Annotated in this window: 13 protein-coding genes; 3 read left to right on the plus strand and 10 right to left on the minus strand. The window is 55.5% G+C overall.

Translation table 11 applies throughout. The annotated features are described in order from the left end of the window. Positions 1-388 precede the first annotated feature (388 nt). Complete coding sequence (gene gltB, locus O4G22_RS06390) at positions 389-4828, plus strand: glutamate synthase large subunit (protein ID WP_306701303.1); 4440 nt, start codon at positions 389-391, stop codon at positions 4826-4828. A gap of 567 nt (positions 4829-5395) precedes the next feature. Here the strand turns inward: gltB and yidC are convergent. The 6 genes from yidC to O4G22_RS06420 form a co-directional block, all read right to left on the minus strand. Further along, a complete protein-coding gene (gene yidC, locus O4G22_RS06395) occupies positions 5396-7282 on the minus strand; it encodes a membrane protein insertase YidC (protein WP_297405394.1) in 1887 nt (628 codons plus the stop codon). A gap of 56 nt (positions 7283-7338) precedes the next feature. Further along, positions 7339-7587, minus strand: coding sequence for a membrane protein insertion efficiency factor YidD (gene yidD, locus O4G22_RS06400; protein ID WP_094135554.1), 249 nt, complete (start codon positions 7585-7587; stop codon positions 7339-7341). Continuing rightward, positions 7584-7955: a ribonuclease P protein component gene (gene rnpA, locus O4G22_RS06405; protein WP_094135555.1), complete on the minus strand. Its 372-nt coding sequence runs from the start codon at positions 7953-7955 to the stop codon at positions 7584-7586. The genes yidD and rnpA overlap by 4 nt, the downstream gene beginning before the upstream one ends. A 64-nt stretch (positions 7956-8019) precedes the next feature. Continuing rightward, entirely contained in the window at positions 8020-8205 is a 186-nt protein-coding gene (gene rpmH, locus O4G22_RS06410; RefSeq protein ID WP_012420297.1) for a 50S ribosomal protein L34, read from the minus strand. Positions 8206-8415: 210 nt separating this feature from the next. Next, complete coding sequence (locus O4G22_RS06415; protein WP_290489610.1) at positions 8416-10527, minus strand: glutamine synthetase III; 2112 nt, start codon at positions 10525-10527, stop codon at positions 8416-8418. Between the two features lie 149 nt (positions 10528-10676). Further along, complete coding sequence (locus O4G22_RS06420; protein WP_290489611.1) at positions 10677-10802, minus strand: hypothetical protein; 126 nt, start codon at positions 10800-10802, stop codon at positions 10677-10679. Positions 10803-10983: 181 nt separating this feature from the next. Here O4G22_RS06420 and O4G22_RS06425 point away from each other — a divergent pair, with 181 nt between their 5' ends. Together O4G22_RS06425 and O4G22_RS06430 are read left to right on the plus strand one after the other, a co-directional pair. Beyond that, complete coding sequence (locus O4G22_RS06425) at positions 10984-13113, plus strand: GDSL-type esterase/lipase family protein (protein WP_290492203.1); 2130 nt, start codon at positions 10984-10986, stop codon at positions 13111-13113. A 25-nt stretch (positions 13114-13138) separates the two neighbouring features. Then, positions 13139-14665 (plus strand): amylo-alpha-1,6-glucosidase, encoded by a 1527-nt coding sequence (locus O4G22_RS06430; protein WP_297405395.1) that lies wholly within the window; start codon positions 13139-13141, stop codon positions 14663-14665. 69 nt (positions 14666-14734) lie between these two features. Here the strand turns inward: O4G22_RS06430 and O4G22_RS06435 are convergent, their stop codons facing one another. The 4 genes from O4G22_RS06435 to O4G22_RS06450 are packed head-to-tail and all read right to left on the minus strand — an operon-like array spanning position 14735 to position 18018. Further along, the gene (locus O4G22_RS06435; RefSeq protein ID WP_297405396.1) at positions 14735-15589 is read right to left on the minus strand and encodes a D-hexose-6-phosphate mutarotase; all 855 of its coding nucleotides are present in this window, start codon (positions 15587-15589) and stop codon (positions 14735-14737) included. Continuing rightward, positions 15586-16224 (minus strand): pyridoxamine 5'-phosphate oxidase, encoded by a 639-nt coding sequence (gene pdxH / locus O4G22_RS06440; RefSeq protein ID WP_012420302.1) that lies wholly within the window; start codon positions 16222-16224, stop codon positions 15586-15588. Before pdxH ends, O4G22_RS06435 begins: the two co-directional genes overlap by 4 nt. Positions 16225-16245: 21 nt before the next feature. Then, a complete protein-coding gene (gene nadC / locus O4G22_RS06445) occupies positions 16246-17109 on the minus strand; it encodes a carboxylating nicotinate-nucleotide diphosphorylase (RefSeq protein WP_094135559.1) in 864 nt (287 codons plus the stop codon). A 15-nt stretch (positions 17110-17124) separates the two neighbouring features. Further along, positions 17125-18018, minus strand: coding sequence for a polyprenyl synthetase family protein (locus O4G22_RS06450; protein WP_094135560.1), 894 nt, complete (start codon positions 18016-18018; stop codon positions 17125-17127). Positions 18019-18022 lie beyond the last annotated feature (4 nt).

Below are 18022 nucleotides of genomic sequence, written 5' to 3' on the forward strand. Positions count from 1 at the left end.
TTGTACCTTTTCTTCAGCAAGAAGCGTGCCAACTTTCCAGGTAAATGTTCTCATGAATATATTGTTAATTTTAATTTATTGATTATTAGTGAAATATGAATATTGTGGCAAAGGGGCTGCAAAAAAGGGAAACAAAACTGCGCATAAGAATGAATTACAAAAATGTAAAATCGCAACAAAGGGGTGATTACAAAAATGTAAAAAATTCTTCTCGGGGGGAACGATATTTTTATTCCGCTTCAAAATGTCCTGTTATGCCGGCAGCCGCGTCAGTCTTTGTAAAACGGGGGTAAAACAGTTTGAAAGCGGGAAAATAGGAAGTCTGGGCAATGTTGGCACGGTTTTTGCTGCAAATAAGTCAGCTTAACCCAAACAAAACAGCAAACTGATGAATAGCGATCAATTTGAGACAGGCATTCCTGCGCCGCAGGGATTGTATGATTTTGAACAGGAGAGGGACGCCTGCGGCGTGGGCCTGGTGGCTGACCTGAAAAATGAACCGAGCCACAAAATCATTGAAATGGGAATTACTGTTCTCAAGAGGCTCATGCACCGCGGAGCCGTGGGAAGCGATCCGGATACCGGGGACGGCGCGGGCATTCTGCTGGCCCTTCCGGATGAATTTTTCCGCCTGGCGCTTCCCAACAAGCTTCCCGCCAGAGGCAAATACGGGGTGGCCATGATGTTCGGCGGATGCGGCCATGAAGAGGAATTGGAAGCCGCCGTTACGGAAAACGGCAGCAGCGTGATTGCGTGGAGGCAGGTTCCTATGGACCGGGACAGCATCGGTAAAAACGCCCAGCGCACATGTCCCCTGATCCGTCAGTTATTCATTGACGGCAGCGGTTTTGCGGATCAGGCGGAATTTGAACGCAAGCTGTTTGTGATGCGCCGGGAAATGGAACGGCGCGTGGAAGGCTGTTATGTGTGCAGCTGCTCCAGCCGCAGCATTGTGTACAAGGGGCTGTTCCTCGGCACGCAGATTGAAGGATTTTACGGAGACCTGGCCAGCGAGCATTTTAAATCCCCTCTGGCCCTTGTCCACCAGCGCTACAGCACGAATACGTTCCCAACCTGGAGCCTGGCCCATCCCTTCAGGTATCTGGCACACAACGGGGAAATCAACACCCTGCGCGGGAACCTGAACCACCTGAGCGTGCGTGAGCCGCATTTGTCCTCCACCCTGCTGGGGGATGACCTGCAGAAGCTGCTGCCCCTTATTTCCCCCGGCCAGAGCGATTCCGCCTGTCTGGACAACATGGTTGAGCTGCTGGCCGCCGCCGGGCGGGACCTGCGCCATGTCATGCTCATGCTCATGCCGCAGGCCTGGGGCGTCAACTACCATTTAGGGCCGGATGTGCGCGGTTTCTTTGAATACCACTCCGCCATGATGGAACCCTGGGACGGCCCGACCGCCGTCGTTTTTTCCGATGGTATCAATGCAGGAGCCATGCTGGACCGCAACGGCCTGCGCCCTGCGCGCTATACGCTGACCACGGATGACATTTTCATTCTGGCTTCGGAAACGGGCGTGGCGGACATTCCCGCGGAAAAAGTAGCCCGCAAAGGCCGCCTCCGTCCCGGGGAAATGATTTATTGCGACCTGGTGCACCACCGGCTGGTATCCGATGCTGAAACCAAGAATGAAATGGCCAGGCGCATGCCCTACCGCCGCTGGGTGGAGAAAAACAAGATTTCCGTCCGTTCCCTGTTTGATTCCATTTCCGCCTCTGCGGAAATGCCGGACCTCGTGGGCCGCCAGCGCCAGTTCGGATTCACCCAGGAGGATGTGGAGCTGATCATCCGCCCCATGATGCTGAAAGGCGCGGAACCTCTCGGCTCCATGGGAAATGACGCGCCGCTGGCCGTCCTCTCCGGAAAGGCTCCCCTCCTGTTCAATTATTTCAAGCAGCTCTTCGCCCAGGTGACCAACCCTCCCATCGACCCCATCCGGGAGGAGCTGGTCATGAGCCTGACCACATACATAGGCAACCATCCCAACATTCTGGAAGAAACGCCGGAGCATGCCCGTCTTATCAAGATGGCGCGTCCCGTCATTACGGATGAAGAGCTCAACCGCCTCTGCAATATTCGGGAGGCCGGCTTCCCCTCCGCCAGGCTTCCCCTCCAGTTCCCGGAAGGCGGGGACGGGAAAGCCCTGCGGGAGACGCTGGAAAGCCTGGCGGAATCCGCCGTGGGCCTGGTCAGGTCTGGCGTGCGCATTCTGGTGCTGACGGACCGCAACATAGGGAACGGCTACCTTCCCGTTCCCAGCCTTCTGGCCTGTTCCGTGGTGAACCGCGCGCTGGCTTCCGCCGGGCTGCGTTCCGACGTGGGGCTGATTCTGGAAACCGGGGAGGCGAGGGAAACAATGCATTTTGCGCTTCTGCTGGGCTTCGGAGCCACGGCGGTCAATCCGTACCTGGCTCTGGCGACGGTTACTTCCCTGGCCGCGCCGCAGGACTGCCCGCTGGATGTGGTGAAAGCCTCCGGAAACTACATCAATGCCATAGACAAGGGATTGCTCAAAATCATGTCCAAGATGGGCATTTCCACGTTGCGCAGCTACCGCTCCTCCCAGCTGTTCGAGGCTGTGGGGCTGAACCGGGAACTGATTGACGAATTCTTTCCCGGCACCGTCAGCCGCGTAGGCGGCATAGGGCTGGATGAAATAGCCGCGGAATGCAACCAGCGCGCCGCTCAACACGCGGAACACGGAGACAAGCTGGATGCGGGAGGGCAGTACAAGTATAAAAAAGGCGGGGAGAACCATCTCTGGAATCCGCAGACGCTTCAGGCTTTCCGCGCTGCCGTGCGTGACAATGACGAACGGAAATACCGGGAATTCGCGGATTACAGCAATCGGCAGGCGCAGCATCTCTGCACCCTGCGCGGCCTGTTTGAATTTGCTCCGGCGGACGCTATCCCCCTGGAAGAAGTGGAAAGCGTGGATTCCATCTTGCGCCGTTTCGTTTCCGGGGCCATGTCTTTGGGTTCCCTCAGTCCGGAAGCCCATGAAACCATCGCCATTGCGATGAACAAAATAGGAGCCAAGAGCAATTCCGGGGAAGGGGGGGAAGATGAAGCCCGCTATGAACCCAACGCCCGGGGCGAAGTTCGCTACAGCGCCATCAAGCAGGTGGCGAGCGGGCGTTTTGGCGTGACTATTAATTATCTGCGCCACGCTTCCGAGCTCCAGATTAAGATGGCCCAGGGGGCCAAGCCCGGGGAAGGGGGGCAGCTCCCGGCGCACAAGGTGGATCCGTACATCGCCCGGCTGCGCCATTCCATGCCGAACGTCAGCCTCATTTCTCCTCCTCCGCATCATGACATTTACTCCATTGAAGACCTGGCCCAGTTAATTTACGACCTGCGCAACTCCAATCCGGATGCCCGTGTCTCCGTCAAGCTTGTTTCCGAGGTGGGCATCGGCGCGGTTGCCGCGGGCGTGGTGAAGGCCCATGCGGATGTGGTTGTGGTCAGCGGCCACGACGGCGGAACGGGAGCTTCTCCTCTCACCAGCGTGAAGCACGCCGGGCTGCCGTGGGAGCTGGGGCTGGCGGAAACGCAGCAGACGCTTGTGCTCAACAAGCTCCGTTCCCGCGTCCGTCTCCAGGTGGACGGCCAGCTGCGCACCGGGAGGGACGTCGTGATGGCCGCCCTGCTGGGGGCGGAGGAATTCGGTTTTGGAACCGCCATTCTGATCTCCATCGGTTGCGCCATGCTCCGCAGGTGCCATGAAAATACGTGTCCGGTAGGCGTCGCTACGCAGGATCCGGCCCTGAGGGCCAAATTCAGCGGCAAGCCGGAATACGTCATCAACTACCTCCGCTTTGTGGCCCGGGAAACGCGGGAAATCCTGGCTTCCTTGGGGCTTCGTTCCCTGGATGAAGCCGTAGGCAGGACGGATCTGCTTTCCGTCAACCGCGCCATAGATTTTTACAAGGCCCGGCATTTGGATTTCTCCTCCATCCTGCATGCGGCAGAGGGGGACGGACGCAGATTTGACCCCTCTTTTGAAAAGGAACCGCTGGACAACTACGACCGCCGCCATTTGCTGCCGGCATTGAAGCCCCTGCTGGAAAAGGGGGAAAAGATGGAACTCTGCCGCGACGTCCGCAATGTGGACCGGACGGTGGGGACGGAGCTTTCCGGCGAACTGGTGATGAAATTCGGGCCGCGCGGCCTGGCGGAAGATACGCTGACGGTGCACTTCACCGGATGCGCGGGGCAAAGCTTCGGGGCTTTTCTGGCTCCCGGCGTTACCTTTGAACTTGTCGGGGAAGCGAATGACTTTGTCGGGAAGGGCCTGTCCGGCGGCAAAATCATCGTGCGCCCCCCGGACCATATTTCCTACGTACCGTCGGACAACGTCATCGCCGGAAACGTCATCGGCTATGGGGCCACTTCCGGCAGCATCTTCCTTCACGGTCAGGCCGGGGAACGTTTCGCCATCCGCAACAGCGGCGCCAAAATGGTGGTGGAAGGCATCGGCGACCACGGCTGTGAATACATGACCGGGGGCCGTGTGGCGGTGCTCGGCAAGGTGGGCGTCAATTTCGCCGCGGGGATGACCGGCGGCCTGGCCTACGTGTATGATGCGGACAACAACTTCGATCAGAAATGCAACCTGGGCAGCGTGGACCTGGAAACAGTCATGCCGCATTCCGCTGATGAAGCGGAACTGCTTCAGCTCATTTACGAGCATTACATGGCTACCAGGAGCCGCAGGGCTTACGACCTGTTAAATAACTGGCCGGAAGAACGCGGCAAATTCATCAAGGTATTCCCGGTGGAATACCGGCATGCCCTGGCTATGCATTCCTGAAAGAAGCATGCAGCAGTTTTCTGTTGTTTGGGGTAAGGCTGGGGCCTCCGCGGGTGTGGAGGCCCCCATTTTTTCAGAGGCGTGCACGCTGTTTCATGGCCGGGTCATTTGGAGACAAATGTTCCAGGAATACCCGGTTCTGTACGGATTACGAATTCGAAGTCAACCGGAAAGTTTGAATAGAAATGTGTTAGTGGAGTTTTGGTTTTGAAAATTCGAGAGAATGGCAATTAATAAAAAAATAAATTGGAAGGTAACTGACTGATGGTTTTGTTATTCAGGCGATCAGAGAATGGCCGCGAATTCGTAATCCGCTAGGTTTGCTTCAACGGGTGTTTGGCTTTTTCTGCCAAGCCGCTCCAATTAACTACGCAAATGAATATATGACGAGGAAACCGGCCCTCTCCATCAGGAAAGGGCCGGTTTTTTGCGGAATTTCTGTAAGGGAGTTCCCTTTCCTTTTTTGAGGCTTGCGCCGGCAAAATATCTTTTTCTGCTCCTTTCCATGAAAAAAGTGCGGCCGCGGGGCGGTCGCACTTGAAGAGGCGGAAGGAAAAACAGGGATTCCTACTTTTTAGGCGTTATATTGCGCATATTGCGGCCTTTAGCTTGGCGCTGCTGTTCTTCCAGGGCCGCGCGCTGCTGCTCCATCATCTTTTGGAAAAAGCCCGACTTCTTCTTTTTGGCGGGGGAAAGCACGGGCATGGGCAGGCGGCGGATAAGGGCCGTTTGTCCTATGGAGATCAAATTCTGCGTGGTCCAGTACAGGGCCAGGGCGGAAGCGAAATTGTAACAGAACAGGAAGAACATCACAGGCATCAGGTTCATGATAATGCGCTGGGAGCGTTCCCCCGCCTGAGGCGTCATCCTCATCTGGATAATCATGGTTACGGCCATGATGAGGGGCAGAATATTGATGGGAATGCCGAACAGGTGGCCCACGGTATCAGGCAGGGAGAGATCCGTCATCCACAGGCAGAAGGGCTGGCCCCTCAGTTCCGCGGAATACTGGAGCACTCGGTAGAAGGCGAAGAAGATGGGAATCTGGATGAGCATGGGGACGCAGCCGCTGGCCGGGTTGATGCCGTATTTTTGGTACAGCTTCATCATTTCCATGTTCACCTTTTGAGGGTCGTCCGGATATTTCTCCTTGAGTTTGACCATCTCCGGCTGAACCAGGGACATGCGTTTCATGGCCATATAGGATTTTTTGTGCAGCGGCCAGATAAGAGCGCGGACAACGATGGTCATGCAGATGATGGCCACGCCCCAGTTGCCGAACCACCCGTGGAAGAGGTTGAGCAGCCAGTTCATCGGAACGCTCAGGAATACGAGCCAGCCGTATGCCATGATATCGCTGATGGCGGGATAGGAGAGATTCAGGTCACGCAGGTAGGCGTTGAATTTGGGGCCGGTGTAAATGTCATAGGTGAGTGTCTTGATTTCATTGGGGGCCATGGTCAGATTGGGGATTCCCATGGCTACGGTGACGCCGGGCACCAGGGCGTTGCCTTCATGCGTCAGAGGGAATTCCTGGCGGGTGGCGTACACCGTGGAGCCCCTGGACTGATCCTGGGGAAGAAGAATGGTGGCGTAATACTGGCTCATGACGCCGGCATAAGTCAGGTCCTGAAGGGGGCCTTCCAGGACGCGGGCCTTGGCGCTGCTGAAAAAGCCGCCCGTGAAATAGGAAGGCACTTCCTGTTCCAGGGAGCCGTCCGCGTGGTAAAAGAAATGGGTGTAGGTATCTTTGGGTTCGCTTTTGGCGATGGGGTAGGCGCTCCCGCCGAAGATGCCCATATAGCGCAGATCCTGGACATTGGGAGATTTATTGAGCAGGGAGACAGTCAGGCGAATGAGGTATTTGCTGCCGGGCAGTACTTCCCCTTCCAGATTTTTGACGGGGTGCAGGGTGTACGTTTTGGAGATGAAAAGCTGCCGTGCGGGGTCATAGCCTTCCAGGGTTACGGAGTCAGCCGTGCGTTTCACTTCCTTATACACGGTATTGTCATAGGAAGGATCCTGGGTGGCGTCCATGTTGAAGACGAGTTCTCCGATGCCCCGCTGCTGGGCTTCGTTGATCGTGATGTTATGGTCCGCGACTTTTTGGGAGTCCACAATGTCGTTGTGCAGGGTAACCGTACCGATAGAGCCTCCTATGCGGTTGAACTTGTAAGTGATGAAAGGTTCCTGCCTGCCGTTCACTTCCTGCGTGGCTACCAGAGTGATTGGAGCGGTTTTGTCTTCTTCAAGGGCTTTATTGACGGAGGGCTGTTCCGGGGCGGAGGTCCCAGCTCCGGGGAGGCCACCGGTAACCGGGGCATTGGTTGCGGCGGCAGCCGTCTGCGGTGCGGGAATGGTGGCGGTTTCAGCCTTTTTATTGTTGCCCATGTAAATATTCAGGCCCAGAAGGGCGGCGCAAATGCCAATGATGATCCATGCTGTGCGATCCATAATGTGATATAGCTTGATTGGAGTTGGTGAAAGGAAAAGGAAAGAAGGGTAATTGATCAGCGTGGGGGACGCGCCGGGGGCACAGGATCATAACCTGATCCGCCCCACGGGTTGCATCTTAAAATACGCCATGTGCCAAGAAGAAAGCCGCGCCAGGCGCCGTGGATGCGGACGGCCTGGATGAAGTACTGGGAACAGGTGGGCGTATAGCGGCAGCCGCTCCCGGGCCCCCCCAGGGCATGCAGGGGAGCGCTGATGAAGGTTTGGTACCCCTTCACAAGGGTGATGAGCAGCCATTTCATCATGTCTTGTCTTGTTCCCGGGAAAGAAGTTGCAGTTTGAGTTTGCGGGCGGCTTTCCGCCAGTCCCGTTCCAGGTCGGCGTAGCTGGCTTTCACGGCCCGCCAGCGGAGGACGCACACCAGGTGTACGCCGTTTTCAAAAGGAGCCCCGTGCGCCCTCAGTATTTCCCTCACGCGCCTTCGCAGTTTGTTGCGGACAACGGCGCAGCCGATTTTTTTCGTACAGATGATGCCGAATTTGGAGGGTTCCTCCGGGCGCTCCAACGGGGCCGCGCTTAAAACAATAAGCCGACCTGCTACGGATGGTCCCTCGTTGCGTACCCGGGCAAATTGAAATGCCCTGGTCATGCTTTGTTGACGAGTAAGACGCATCTCCCGCGGGTCGGCCCGTGAAAAGAAGTTCCAAGGAGGCGTTAACCGGATCCTTGCGGCTGGATTAACGGCCGTGCTGGATGGTGTGGCGCTTGTACTGGATTTCGGCTCCCTTGGGAAGCAGGCGCTTGCGGCCTTTAGCGCGGCGGCGGCGGATGATGTCCGCTCCGTTCTTGGTGGCCATGCGTGCACGGAATCCGAACTGACGCTTGCGGCAACGCTTGGATGGTTGATAAGTCCTCTTGCTCATGATGTTGAAAGATGCTTCTTGTGAATTACTAGATTCAGTGCCGTCCGTCTAAGCGGCCTATGCACAACCGGACGGAAAGGATAACTATTTTGATTGTTTTGTCAATCCGTCAGGCGATTAATTTGCCGTTTTTCTTGGGGAAAGCACGGGGATAAGTAATCTTTATGATTGATAGACAGTGTTTTTCTATTTCAGAAAAGACCGCTTGCTTTACAGGAAGAGCAGTTCCGCATATGTGGGAACGGGCCAAAGGTTTGCGTCCGTCAAGCCTTCCAGCATATCAATGGTGCTTCTCAAATTGTCCATGCCCGTCTGGATGGCCTTGGTATCGGCTTCATCCACGGCGCGGCGCAGTTCCCGCACCTGGTCGGGGAGAAGGTCCAGCAGCGTGCCGATTTGGTTGGCGCGGTCCGTAGTGGCTTTTATTCCCGCCTTGATGCCGGATGCCTTCATCTGGGCAATGGCGTTGGTAAGCTGCGTGAGCTGTTCCGTTACGGCGGGGATGTAAAGGGTTTCCACCATCAGGAGGGCCGTTTCCGCTTCAATGTTGATTTCCTTGTGGAATATTTCCGTCTGGATTTCATGGCGGGCGTGGAGTTCTACGGGGCTGACCACTTTATATTTTTCAAAAAGCGCCCTGGCCTTGGGCGTTTCCAGAGCGGCCAGAGCTTCAATGGTGCCGGGGATGTTGGGGAGATTGCGGCGTTCCGCTTCCTCGACCCAGGCTTCTCCGTAGCCGTCTCCGCTGAATAGAATGCGCTTATGCTTCTTGATGATGTTTTGAAGAAGCTTGTTGAGGGTGGCGTGGAATTCCTCGGGCTTGTCCTTGACGGGTTCCAGGATGGTGCAGATTTCATCCAGGCTTTCCGCTACAATGGTGTTGAGCACCGTCATGGGCCATGCACAGGTTTGGGAGGAACCTACGGCGCGGAATTCGAATTTGTTGCCCGTGAAGGCGAAGGGGCTGGTGCGGTTCCGGTCGGAGGCGTCCAGGGGGAACATGGGCAGGGTGTCCACGCCGATGTTGATGGTCTTTTGAGTGCGCGCTTTTTTAGCGCTTCCTTTCTCAATTTGCTCAATGATGTCATCCAGCAAATCTCCCAGGAAGATGGAAATGATGGCCGGAGGCGCTTCATGAGCGCCCAGGCGGTGTTCATTGCCGGATTTGGCGACGGAGGCGCGCAGCAGATCCGCATGTTCGTCCACGGCCTTGATGGTTGCGCAGAGCAGGGTGAGGAAGATGGCGTTTTCCTGCGGGCTGGAACCGGGATTGAGCAGGCTCCCGTAACCGGGGGCGGAGAGGGACCAGTTGTTGTGCTTGCCGGAGCCGTTCATGCCGGAGAAGGGCTTTTCATGCAGCAGGCAGACCATATCATGCTTGTTGGCGGTTTTCCGGAGCACCTCCATGACCAGCATATTGTGATCCACGGCCAGGTTCTGGCTTTCAAAAATGGGCGCGATTTCAAACTGGCCAGGAGCGACTTCATTGTGGCGCGTTTTGGCGGGGATGCCGAGTTTCCAGAGGGCTTCGTCCACGTCCACCATGAATTCCAGCACGCGGTCCTTGATGGAGCCGAAGTAGTGGTCTTCCATCTGCTGGTGCTTGGGGGGCACATTGCCGAAAAGGGTGCGTCCGCACATCATCAGGTCCGGGCGCAGGGCATAAAGCTGTTTGTCCACCAGGAAGTATTCCTGTTCCGCCCCCAGGTCGGCGCTGACGTGAATGTTGTCCGGACCGCCGAAGCAGGAAAGCAGCCGCTTGGCCTGCCGGGTGACGGCAGTCATGGATCTCAGGAGCGGCGTTTTTTTGTCCAGCGCCTGTCCCTTGTAAGAGCAGAAGGCGGTAGGGATGCAGAGCGTGGCGCCGTTTTCCGTCCGTTTGATGAAGGCGGGGCTGGTGGGGTCCCATGCGGTATAGCCGCGTGCTTCAAAGGTGGCGCGGAGACCGCCGGAAGGGAAGCTGGAGGCGTCCGGTTCGCCCTGAACCAGGCTCTTGCCGGAAAATTTGAGTTCCAGATTTCCTTCCGGGTCCACGTCCACAAAAGAGTCGTGCTTTTCCGCCGTGCTTCCATTGAGAGGCTGGAACCAGTGCGTGTAGTGGCTGGCTCCCTTTTCCAGAGCCCACGTCATCATGGCCTGAGCCACTTCATTGGCGATGTCGGGGTCCAGTTTTTCGTCCTTGCGGATGGTAGCCAGCAGTTTTTTGTAAACGGGCCGGGGCAGGTAATTGCGCATGGTCTCCATGTTGAAGACATCCTGACCGTAAATTTCCGCAATAAAGGTTGCGGCGTTGCCAACATCGGAAGGTGGGTTTGTATGCATCTTGATAGGGAACGCGCCAAAAGGCTCGGAACATACCAAACCTTAAAAGAGACTTTTTGGCAAGCCGAATCCTGCCCTATTTCTTCAGGACAAGGACTTCTTCCGCCTCCATCCGTTTTCGGGAGGAAGCGTAAACGGTTTTCCGGTTTTTATGGGTCTCCGGCGGCAATGGGGAAATTGGGGAAGGGGGGGACGCTGTAAAGGAAGGAATAGTCCGTGATTGTCGGGAAGTGGGCAGGGCCGGAATTGGTGAAATGCCGGGTTTTTTGTTTCATGAAACGGTACAGGAACTTGCCGATCGGCATTTTCCCGTATCTTGAAAGAAATCTATTTCGTTTTCAGTAGTAATAAGTACAACCATATTATTGTGAAATGCGTTTATTGTTAATGCTAAATTGTTTATTGTCGGTCCTGCTGTGTTTTTCGGGAGGGGGTATGCTGCTTCATGCCCAACCTTTGAATAAGAGCCGGATTGCCATTCTGGGTGACAGTATTGCTTATGCGGGCCCATGGGCGAATGAGGTGGAAAACGCCTTGAAAGCCGATAAAAAGTTTGCGGGCTGCGAGATTGTCAACTTTGCCGTTCCCAGCGAGACGGTAGCCGGGTTGAGCGAGTATGGCCATGCGGGCGGCAGATTCCCCCGCCCGTGCCTGCATGAGCGCCTTGACCGGGTTCTCAAGATGTACCGCCCACAACTGATTCTGGCATGCTACGGGATGAATGACGGCCTTATGCAGGCATTTGACAAGGCGCGTTTTCAAGCGTACCAGGAAGGGAATATCCGCCTTAAAGAGGCTGCCGACGCGGTAAAAGCGGAGGTTGTCTTCATTACTCCTCCATTGTTCCGGGGAGATTCCGCTGAACAGGCTGAGTACGACGCCGTATTGGGCAAGTACGCGGAATGGCTGGTTTCTAAAAGAAAAAATGGCTGGAAGGTCATTGATATCCGTCCCGGACTTCGGAAGCTCATTGCCAGTGAGAAGTCCGGAAATCCCGGGTTCAGGTATTCCGGTGACGGCGTGCACCCCGGCCCGGAAGGGCACCACATGATTGCCCGGGAGGTTATTGCCGGGTTGGTTCCGGAGCTCGGCCTTGATGCGGAAGTCGCGAAAAAAGAGAACCGCCCGACGCCGGAGACGATGAAAAAACATGAAGAAGCCCGAAACGCATGGCTGGTCAAAACAAAACATGCACGCCCGGAGATTCCGGGGTATGATCGGGAGATGGCCAGGCGCCAATTCCCTAAAACGGTTTCCTCCTGGAACGGTTTTCTGCGGGAGGAGTTTACCATAGGAGGCCGCAGGGCATTCATCGTCTTTCCCGACAAGCCTGCTGCCCCAGGAAAAGAACAGTTGTGGATATGGCGCCCGCAATTTTTCGATTATAAGCCTGTCGCGGATCTTGAATTGGTGAAACGCGGTTACGCGGCGGTATTTATCAGCATGGAAGACCTTTACGGTTCTCCCAAGGCCATGGGGGTTATGGATCAATTTTACAAGTACCTGGTGGATGAACGCCAATTTTCCGGAAAACCGGTATTGATCGGACTGAGCCGTGGAGGCCTTTATGCGCTGAACTGGGCGGAAAAGAATCCTTTGTGCGTGGCTGGAGTTTATGTGGATGCCCCCGTCTGTGATTTCAAAAGCTGGCCGGCGGGCAGAGGCAAGGGCAAAGGTTCGCCGGATGACTGGAACAAATGCCTGCGCGCTTATGGCTTTAATGAACAGCAGGCTTTGTCCTATCAAGGTAATCCCGTGGACAATATGCGCGGCATGGCTAAAGCCGGAATTCCTTTGTTGTTCATTTCCCGGACGGAAGATGATGTAGTCCCTATTGAAGAGAATACGGATATTTTCGCCAAGCGTTACGCCAGGCTGGGAGGCCCCGTAAAAGTTGTCCGCCGTCCCGGCGGCCACCATCCGCACGGTTTTGACAACCCTGCCCATATTGTAGACTTTGTTCTTTCCGTTACCGGACAGCCTGTCCCCTTGCGCATTGCGTGCCTGGGAGACAGCAATACGTTCGGGGCGGGAGTGGCCGGAGCCAATAAGGACGTTTTACGCTGGAGCCATCTTCTGGAGCAAAAGCTGAAGAAGGAATTCAAACAGAAGGAAGTGGATGTGCTGAATTGTGGGATAAACGGGCGTACCCTTTTAACCAGGGGGGACCTTCCGTATATCAAAACAGGCGAGTACCGGAACGCGCTCAATTCTCATGCGCAGATTGCCATTATCGCTTTAGGCACCAATGACGCCAAACCGCAGAACAGGAAATTCCTGTCCGAGTTTAAGCAGAATTATTCCGACATCATCGCCAAACTGAGGGAAAACATGCCCGGCATTCAAATCTATTGCGCAATACCTCTTCCCTCATGGCAGTCTCCCAGCCAAATTGACAAGGAAACGGTGGAAACTAAGATCGTCCCTCTTGTGAAGCAGGTCGCGAGGGATAACCAATGTAAAACCATCGACTTCTTTACCCCTTTTCAGAATAAACCGGAACTTTTTCCCGATGGCGTTCATCCCGATGCCAATGGGCAGGTGATCATGGCTGATATTGCATTCCGGGAACTTCTGAAAAAATAACCTTTAATTCAGTAAACAAAAAATAATGATGAACACTAAACTATCGGCAATCACAGGTTCGGTTCTCCTGCTGTCAGCCCCGTTGCAGGGATTTTCCGCGACAACCCATCCGGATTCCTGCATTAACCGGGATTGGAAAAAAGAGATTCCCCTTCCGGTGCATCCAAACCGGGAAATGGTGGATCTTTATCATAAGACATGGGAAATTGCGGCAGGCCGCGTCAGAAAAGGGCCGGAAGGCCTTCCCGCGTCCCCTTATATGGATGAGAATTGCTATGAAGATCAAATATGGATATGGGATACCTGTTTCATGGTGCTTTTCGCCAAATATGCGCCCAGGTCATTTCCCGGAGTTGAGAGTTTGGATAACCTTTACAAGCCTGTTCACGAAAAAGCCGTTACTCCGCTTAAGGTCCATTTGGTGGACAATCCCCCGTTATTTGCGTGGGTGGAGAAAGAATATTTTGACTTCACCGGTGATAAGAACCGCCTGGATGATCTCTTGAATAAGAAGCAATATCTGCAAAAGCACTTCAACTGGTTTGCCCAGGCCAAATCAGGGGAACGGTTTGCGTGTTCTCCTCAGAACATCCACTTGAATTCCATCGGCGCTGACGGATTTACCTGGACGGGGGGAGCGAGCGGAATGGATAATACTCCCCGCGGGCGTGACGCCGGCGGCTATCGTAACGTTTTATGGGTGGATGCCATTTCCCAGCAGGCGCTCAGCGCCCGCTGCATTGCCGATATGGAGCAGGCTCTGGGCAATGCGGACGAAGCTAAGAAATGGAATATTGAATATGAAGCGCTTAAGAACAAGATTAACCATCTTTACTGGGATAAGAAGGAGGGATTTTACTACGATGTAACCATCTCGGACAAACAGCCCTGCCGCGTTAAAACCATTGCATCCTACTGGCCCCTTCTGGCTCAGGTCGCCTCCAGGGAACAGGCTCAAAGCATGGTCAGGCATTTGATGAATCCCGAAGAATTCGGAGGCAGTTATCCGACTCCTTCCCTGGCCCGTTCAGATAAGGATTATCATCATCAGACCGGGGATTATTGGAGAGGGGGGATTTGGCTGCCGACGACGTATATGACCATTAAGGCTATTGAAAAGTATGGCTATCATGAAGAAGCCGACGCTATTGCCGAGAAGGTTATCAGCCAGCAGCTTGCCGCTTACAGGAACATAGAGCCGCATACCATCTGGGAGTGCTATAGCCCAAGCGGAAATGCTCCTTCCACGGAACACGGACGCCGTGTAAGACCGGAATTTTGCGGCTGGTCAGCCCTAGGGCCGATTTCCCTGTTTATTGAAAATGTGCTGGGATTCAAGGAAGTGTCCGCAGCCAGAAAAGAAGTGCGGTGGAGGTTGAAAAAAAACAAGGGCCGTCATGGGATCAAAAATTTGAGATTTGGCGGCATTGCAACCGATATTGTTTTTGATGGGAAAGGCACGGTATCGGTCAGGTCGAATGCCTCTTACTCTTTAATCATTAATGACAGTAATTATTCAGTGAAGAAAGGGGATACTGAAATTCAACTGTAAGGGCTTTTCAGGAAGGTCAACAAGGGGGTGCCCCGGAATGTTACTGGAGAGGTAATGCTGCCTGCCGTTTTAACAAGGGGAACAAGCTTCCTCCATATGCTTTACGGAAATTTTCTGATAAAGGGTATGGGTCTGCCCGGGAGCAAGGGAAATGGAACGGGGCGCCGCATTCCCCGTTTCAATGCACAGGAATTTATTCCAGGATTCCGCGCCCAGGTCCGCCATGTTGCCGGCGCCCTGTTGTCCGGGATTCCAGACGATGACGGAAGAGGCATGGTTCCGCTCCACCGTGATGGCACGGTTCAACATAAGGTCTTCCAGTATTGTTTTTCCCGAATAGGAAGGGATGTCGTAAACGCGGTCCAGACACCCCAACGGCGCCAGCGGGCGTTCTCCGTGTTTCATGGGCTGGGCGGCTTCTTCCCGGAACGGGATGTCTTCCAGCCCGTGAACGCGGCATTTGGTCAGGTTGCCGACGGCAAAATAGTTGTGGAAGGCTTCCGTGAGTTTGCAGGGCTGCGTGCGCGCCGTGGTTTCCAGTTTCATGGTCAGCGTGCTGCCCAGTGTAAGGCGCAGGATGGCGGCGGGATAGGATTCCTCTTCCGGATAGAAAGCGAGGGAAAGCAGGACATTGCCGCGCTTGTCCATTTCCTGGTGGTGGAGGCGCCATTCCGAAATGCGCGCTATGCCGTGGGACGGCGCGCCTTTCCGGGGGCCGAACCAGGGCCAGCAGACGGGAATTCCTCCGCGGATGGCTTTGCCGGGGGCAAAGGCTGCATTGGGAGAAAGAAAGAGGCATTCCTCATGCCCTTCCGGCTTCCATGAGGTGAGGTGCGCTCCCTGAAGGCACAGGGATGCCGTGCAGAGCGGTGTTGCCACGTCCAGGAAAGAAAGGCCCTGGGTTGTTGTGCGCCGGGAGATCATGGCTGAAGGCGTTCAATGGTCCAGGAACCGTTTTCCTGAAGTTTGTACATGAAACGGTCATGCACGCGGCCGGGGCCGCCCTGCCAGAATTCAAAGGTGTCCGGGATGATTCGGTAGCCGCCCCAGAAGGAGGGCAGGGGAATTTCCCCCTTGGAGAATTTGTTTTTCAGCTCCATCAGCTTCATTTCCAACAGTTTTCTCCCGGAGATGACGGAGCTCTGGTGTGAAACCCACGCTCCAAGCTGGGATTCCTTGGGGCGGGTGAGGAAATATTTCAGGGATTCCGCGCGGGAAACTTTAACGGCTTTTCCGTAAATGATGATCTGGCGTTCCAGCATGACCCAGGGAAGCATCATGCAGACCTGCGGATTTTCTTCAATGTCACGGGCCTTGTGGCTGCCGTAGTTGGTGAAGAAAACAAAGCCCGTCCTGTCAAAATATTTGAGCAGCACGGTGCGCAGGGACGGTCTGCCCTGCGCATCCGCCGTGGCCAGGGAAAAAGCGTTGGGTTCCGGAATATCCGCTTTCAGGGCCTGTTCAAACCAGGTTTGAAATTGTTCAAAGGGATTTTCCGCCAGATCTTTTCTGTGCAGCTGGCCTTTGAGGTATTCTTCTCTGAAATTAGACAGGTCCATGACGTAGGGAATGATGAGGGGTTATTCTACGCTGAAATCCAGCCCCAGATCCAGGGAGGGGGCGGAGTGGGTCACATAGCCTACGGAGACAAAATCTACGCCGGATTCCGCAATGGCGGCTACCGTGTCCAGATGAACGCCTCCGCTGGCCTCCATCAGGGGGGTGGTGCGTTCTCCGCGCATGGCGACGGCCTGTTTCAGCATTTCCGGCGTCATATTGTCCAGAAGGATATGGTCCACGCCTTCCAGTTTAAGGAAGGTAGCCACCTGTTCCAGGGTGTCCGCTTCCAGCTGGATTTCCACGCCGGGCTTTTCCTTCCGCAGCCTGTTGATGCATTCCTGAAGGTGTCCCGTATTCCCGTCCGTCATCAGGTGGTTGTCTTTCACCATGGCGCGGTCATAAAGGCCCATGCGGTGGTTGGTGCCTCCGCCATGAACGACGGCCGCTTTTTCCAGCAGACGGTAACCGGGGGTGGTTTTGCGGGTATCCAGAATGCGGGCGCTGGTGTGGGAAACGGCTTTCACGTATTGTCTGGTGAGCGTAGCTACTCCGGAAAGACGCTGGATGAAGTTAAGGGCGGTGCGTTCCGCCCCCAGGATGGAGCGGGCGGAGCCTTCAATGAGCATCACCACGGCGCCGGGCGCCACGGCTTCCCCGTCGTGCAGGTAAACTTCCACCTTCAGGGAGGGATCCACCTTGCGGAAAACTTCCGCCGCGACATTGACGCCGGAAAGAACGCCTTTTTTCCGGGGAGTCAAAATAGCCCTGGCTGTCAGATGTTCCGGGACGAAATAGGTGGAAGTCACGTCGCCGGAGCCGAAGTCTTCGGCCAGCGCCAGATTGATCAGGGTTTCTACGTTGTCGGATACGGTTTCTGAGGACATGAAAGAAGAAGCGGCTTAATATTCGCGGTTAAGAAGATAATTGGCCAGTTCCACCAGGCGGGCGCGGCGTTCTTCCGGGAAGATCATCAGGGCATCCAGAGCCGCTTGGGTGCGGCATTTGGCTTCGGAACGGGCGCCATCCAGGCCGATCAGGGACGGACAGGTGGATTTCCGGGAATTGACGTCCTTGCCGGCGGTCTTGCCGAGTTTTTCCGTGGACGCCGTCAGATCCAGAATGTCGTCAATCACCTGGAAAGCCAGTCCCAGGTTGTAACCGAAGTCCGTCAGAGCTTCCAACTGGGCTTCCGTGGCGTTTGCGGACATGCCGCCGAAGCGAAGGGCCGTGGTCAGCAGGGCGGCCGTCTTCCCTTCGTACACGGTGCGCACTTCCGGCTCGGAGAGCTGCTTGCGCTCTCCCTCCAAATCCAGAATCTGGCCTCCAATGAGCATGGTGCTGCCGCCGGTGGCTGCCAGTTCCCTTACGTAGTCCCTGACGGTATAGCGTTCCGTGTCGTCCACCTGGGCGATTACGGCAAAAGCTTCCGTCAGCAGAGCGTCTCCCGCCAGAATGGCGACGCCTTCTCCGAAAGCCTTGTGGCTGGTGGGCTTCCCGCGGCGCAAATCATCGTTGTCCATGGCTGGCAGGTCGTCATGGATGAGGGAGTACGTATGCATCATTTCCACGGCGCAGGCGGGAACCAGGGCGTCCACCGCCAGGCCTCCGCAGGCCTCCGCCGCCGCCAGGCAAAGGACGGGGCGCATTCTTTTCCCACCCGCAAATATGCTGTAGCGCATGGCTTTATGGATGGTTTCGGGACTTTCGTCCTCTGCGGGCAACAGCCTGTCCAGCGCCGCGTCAATCAGGGCGCATTGTTCCGTGATGTAGTCGTTCAGAGATTGTTCACACATGGCG

It is taken from the genome of Akkermansia muciniphila (assembly GCF_030848305.1).
Taxonomy (GTDB): Bacteria; Verrucomicrobiota; Verrucomicrobiia; order Verrucomicrobiales; family Akkermansiaceae; genus Akkermansia; species Akkermansia muciniphila_A.

Excerpts from the sequence above, each read along its gene's own strand:
- O4G22_RS06435 (WP_297405396.1), bottom strand. The coding sequence starts at position 15,589 with ATGATCTCCCGGCGCACAACAACCCAGGGCCTTTCTTTCCTGGACGTG.
- O4G22_RS06415 (WP_290489610.1), bottom strand. The coding sequence starts at position 10,527 with ATGCATACAAACCCACCTTCCGATGTTGGCAACGCCGCAACCTTTATT.
- nadC (WP_094135559.1), bottom strand. The coding sequence starts at position 17,109 with ATGTCCTCAGAAACCGTATCCGACAACGTAGAAACCCTGATCAATCTG.
- rnpA (WP_094135555.1), bottom strand. The coding sequence starts at position 7,955 with ATGCGTCTTACTCGTCAACAAAGCATGACCAGGGCATTTCAATTTGCC.
- pdxH (WP_012420302.1), bottom strand. The coding sequence starts at position 16,224 with ATGGACCTGTCTAATTTCAGAGAAGAATACCTCAAAGGCCAGCTGCAC.
- O4G22_RS06420 (WP_290489611.1), bottom strand. The coding sequence starts at position 10,802 with ATGAAACAAAAAACCCGGCATTTCACCAATTCCGGCCCTGCCCACTTC.
- O4G22_RS06430 (WP_297405395.1), top strand. The coding sequence starts at position 13,139 with ATGATGAACACTAAACTATCGGCAATCACAGGTTCGGTTCTCCTGCTG.
- gltB (WP_306701303.1), top strand. The coding sequence starts at position 389 with ATGAATAGCGATCAATTTGAGACAGGCATTCCTGCGCCGCAGGGATTG.
- yidC (WP_297405394.1), bottom strand. The coding sequence starts at position 7,282 with ATGGATCGCACAGCATGGATCATCATTGGCATTTGCGCCGCCCTTCTG.
- O4G22_RS06450 (WP_094135560.1), bottom strand. The coding sequence starts at position 18,018 with ATGTGTGAACAATCTCTGAACGACTACATCACGGAACAATGCGCCCTG.
- rpmH (WP_012420297.1), bottom strand. The coding sequence starts at position 8,205 with ATGAGCAAGAGGACTTATCAACCATCCAAGCGTTGCCGCAAGCGTCAG.
- yidD (WP_094135554.1), bottom strand. The coding sequence starts at position 7,587 with ATGATGAAATGGCTGCTCATCACCCTTGTGAAGGGGTACCAAACCTTC.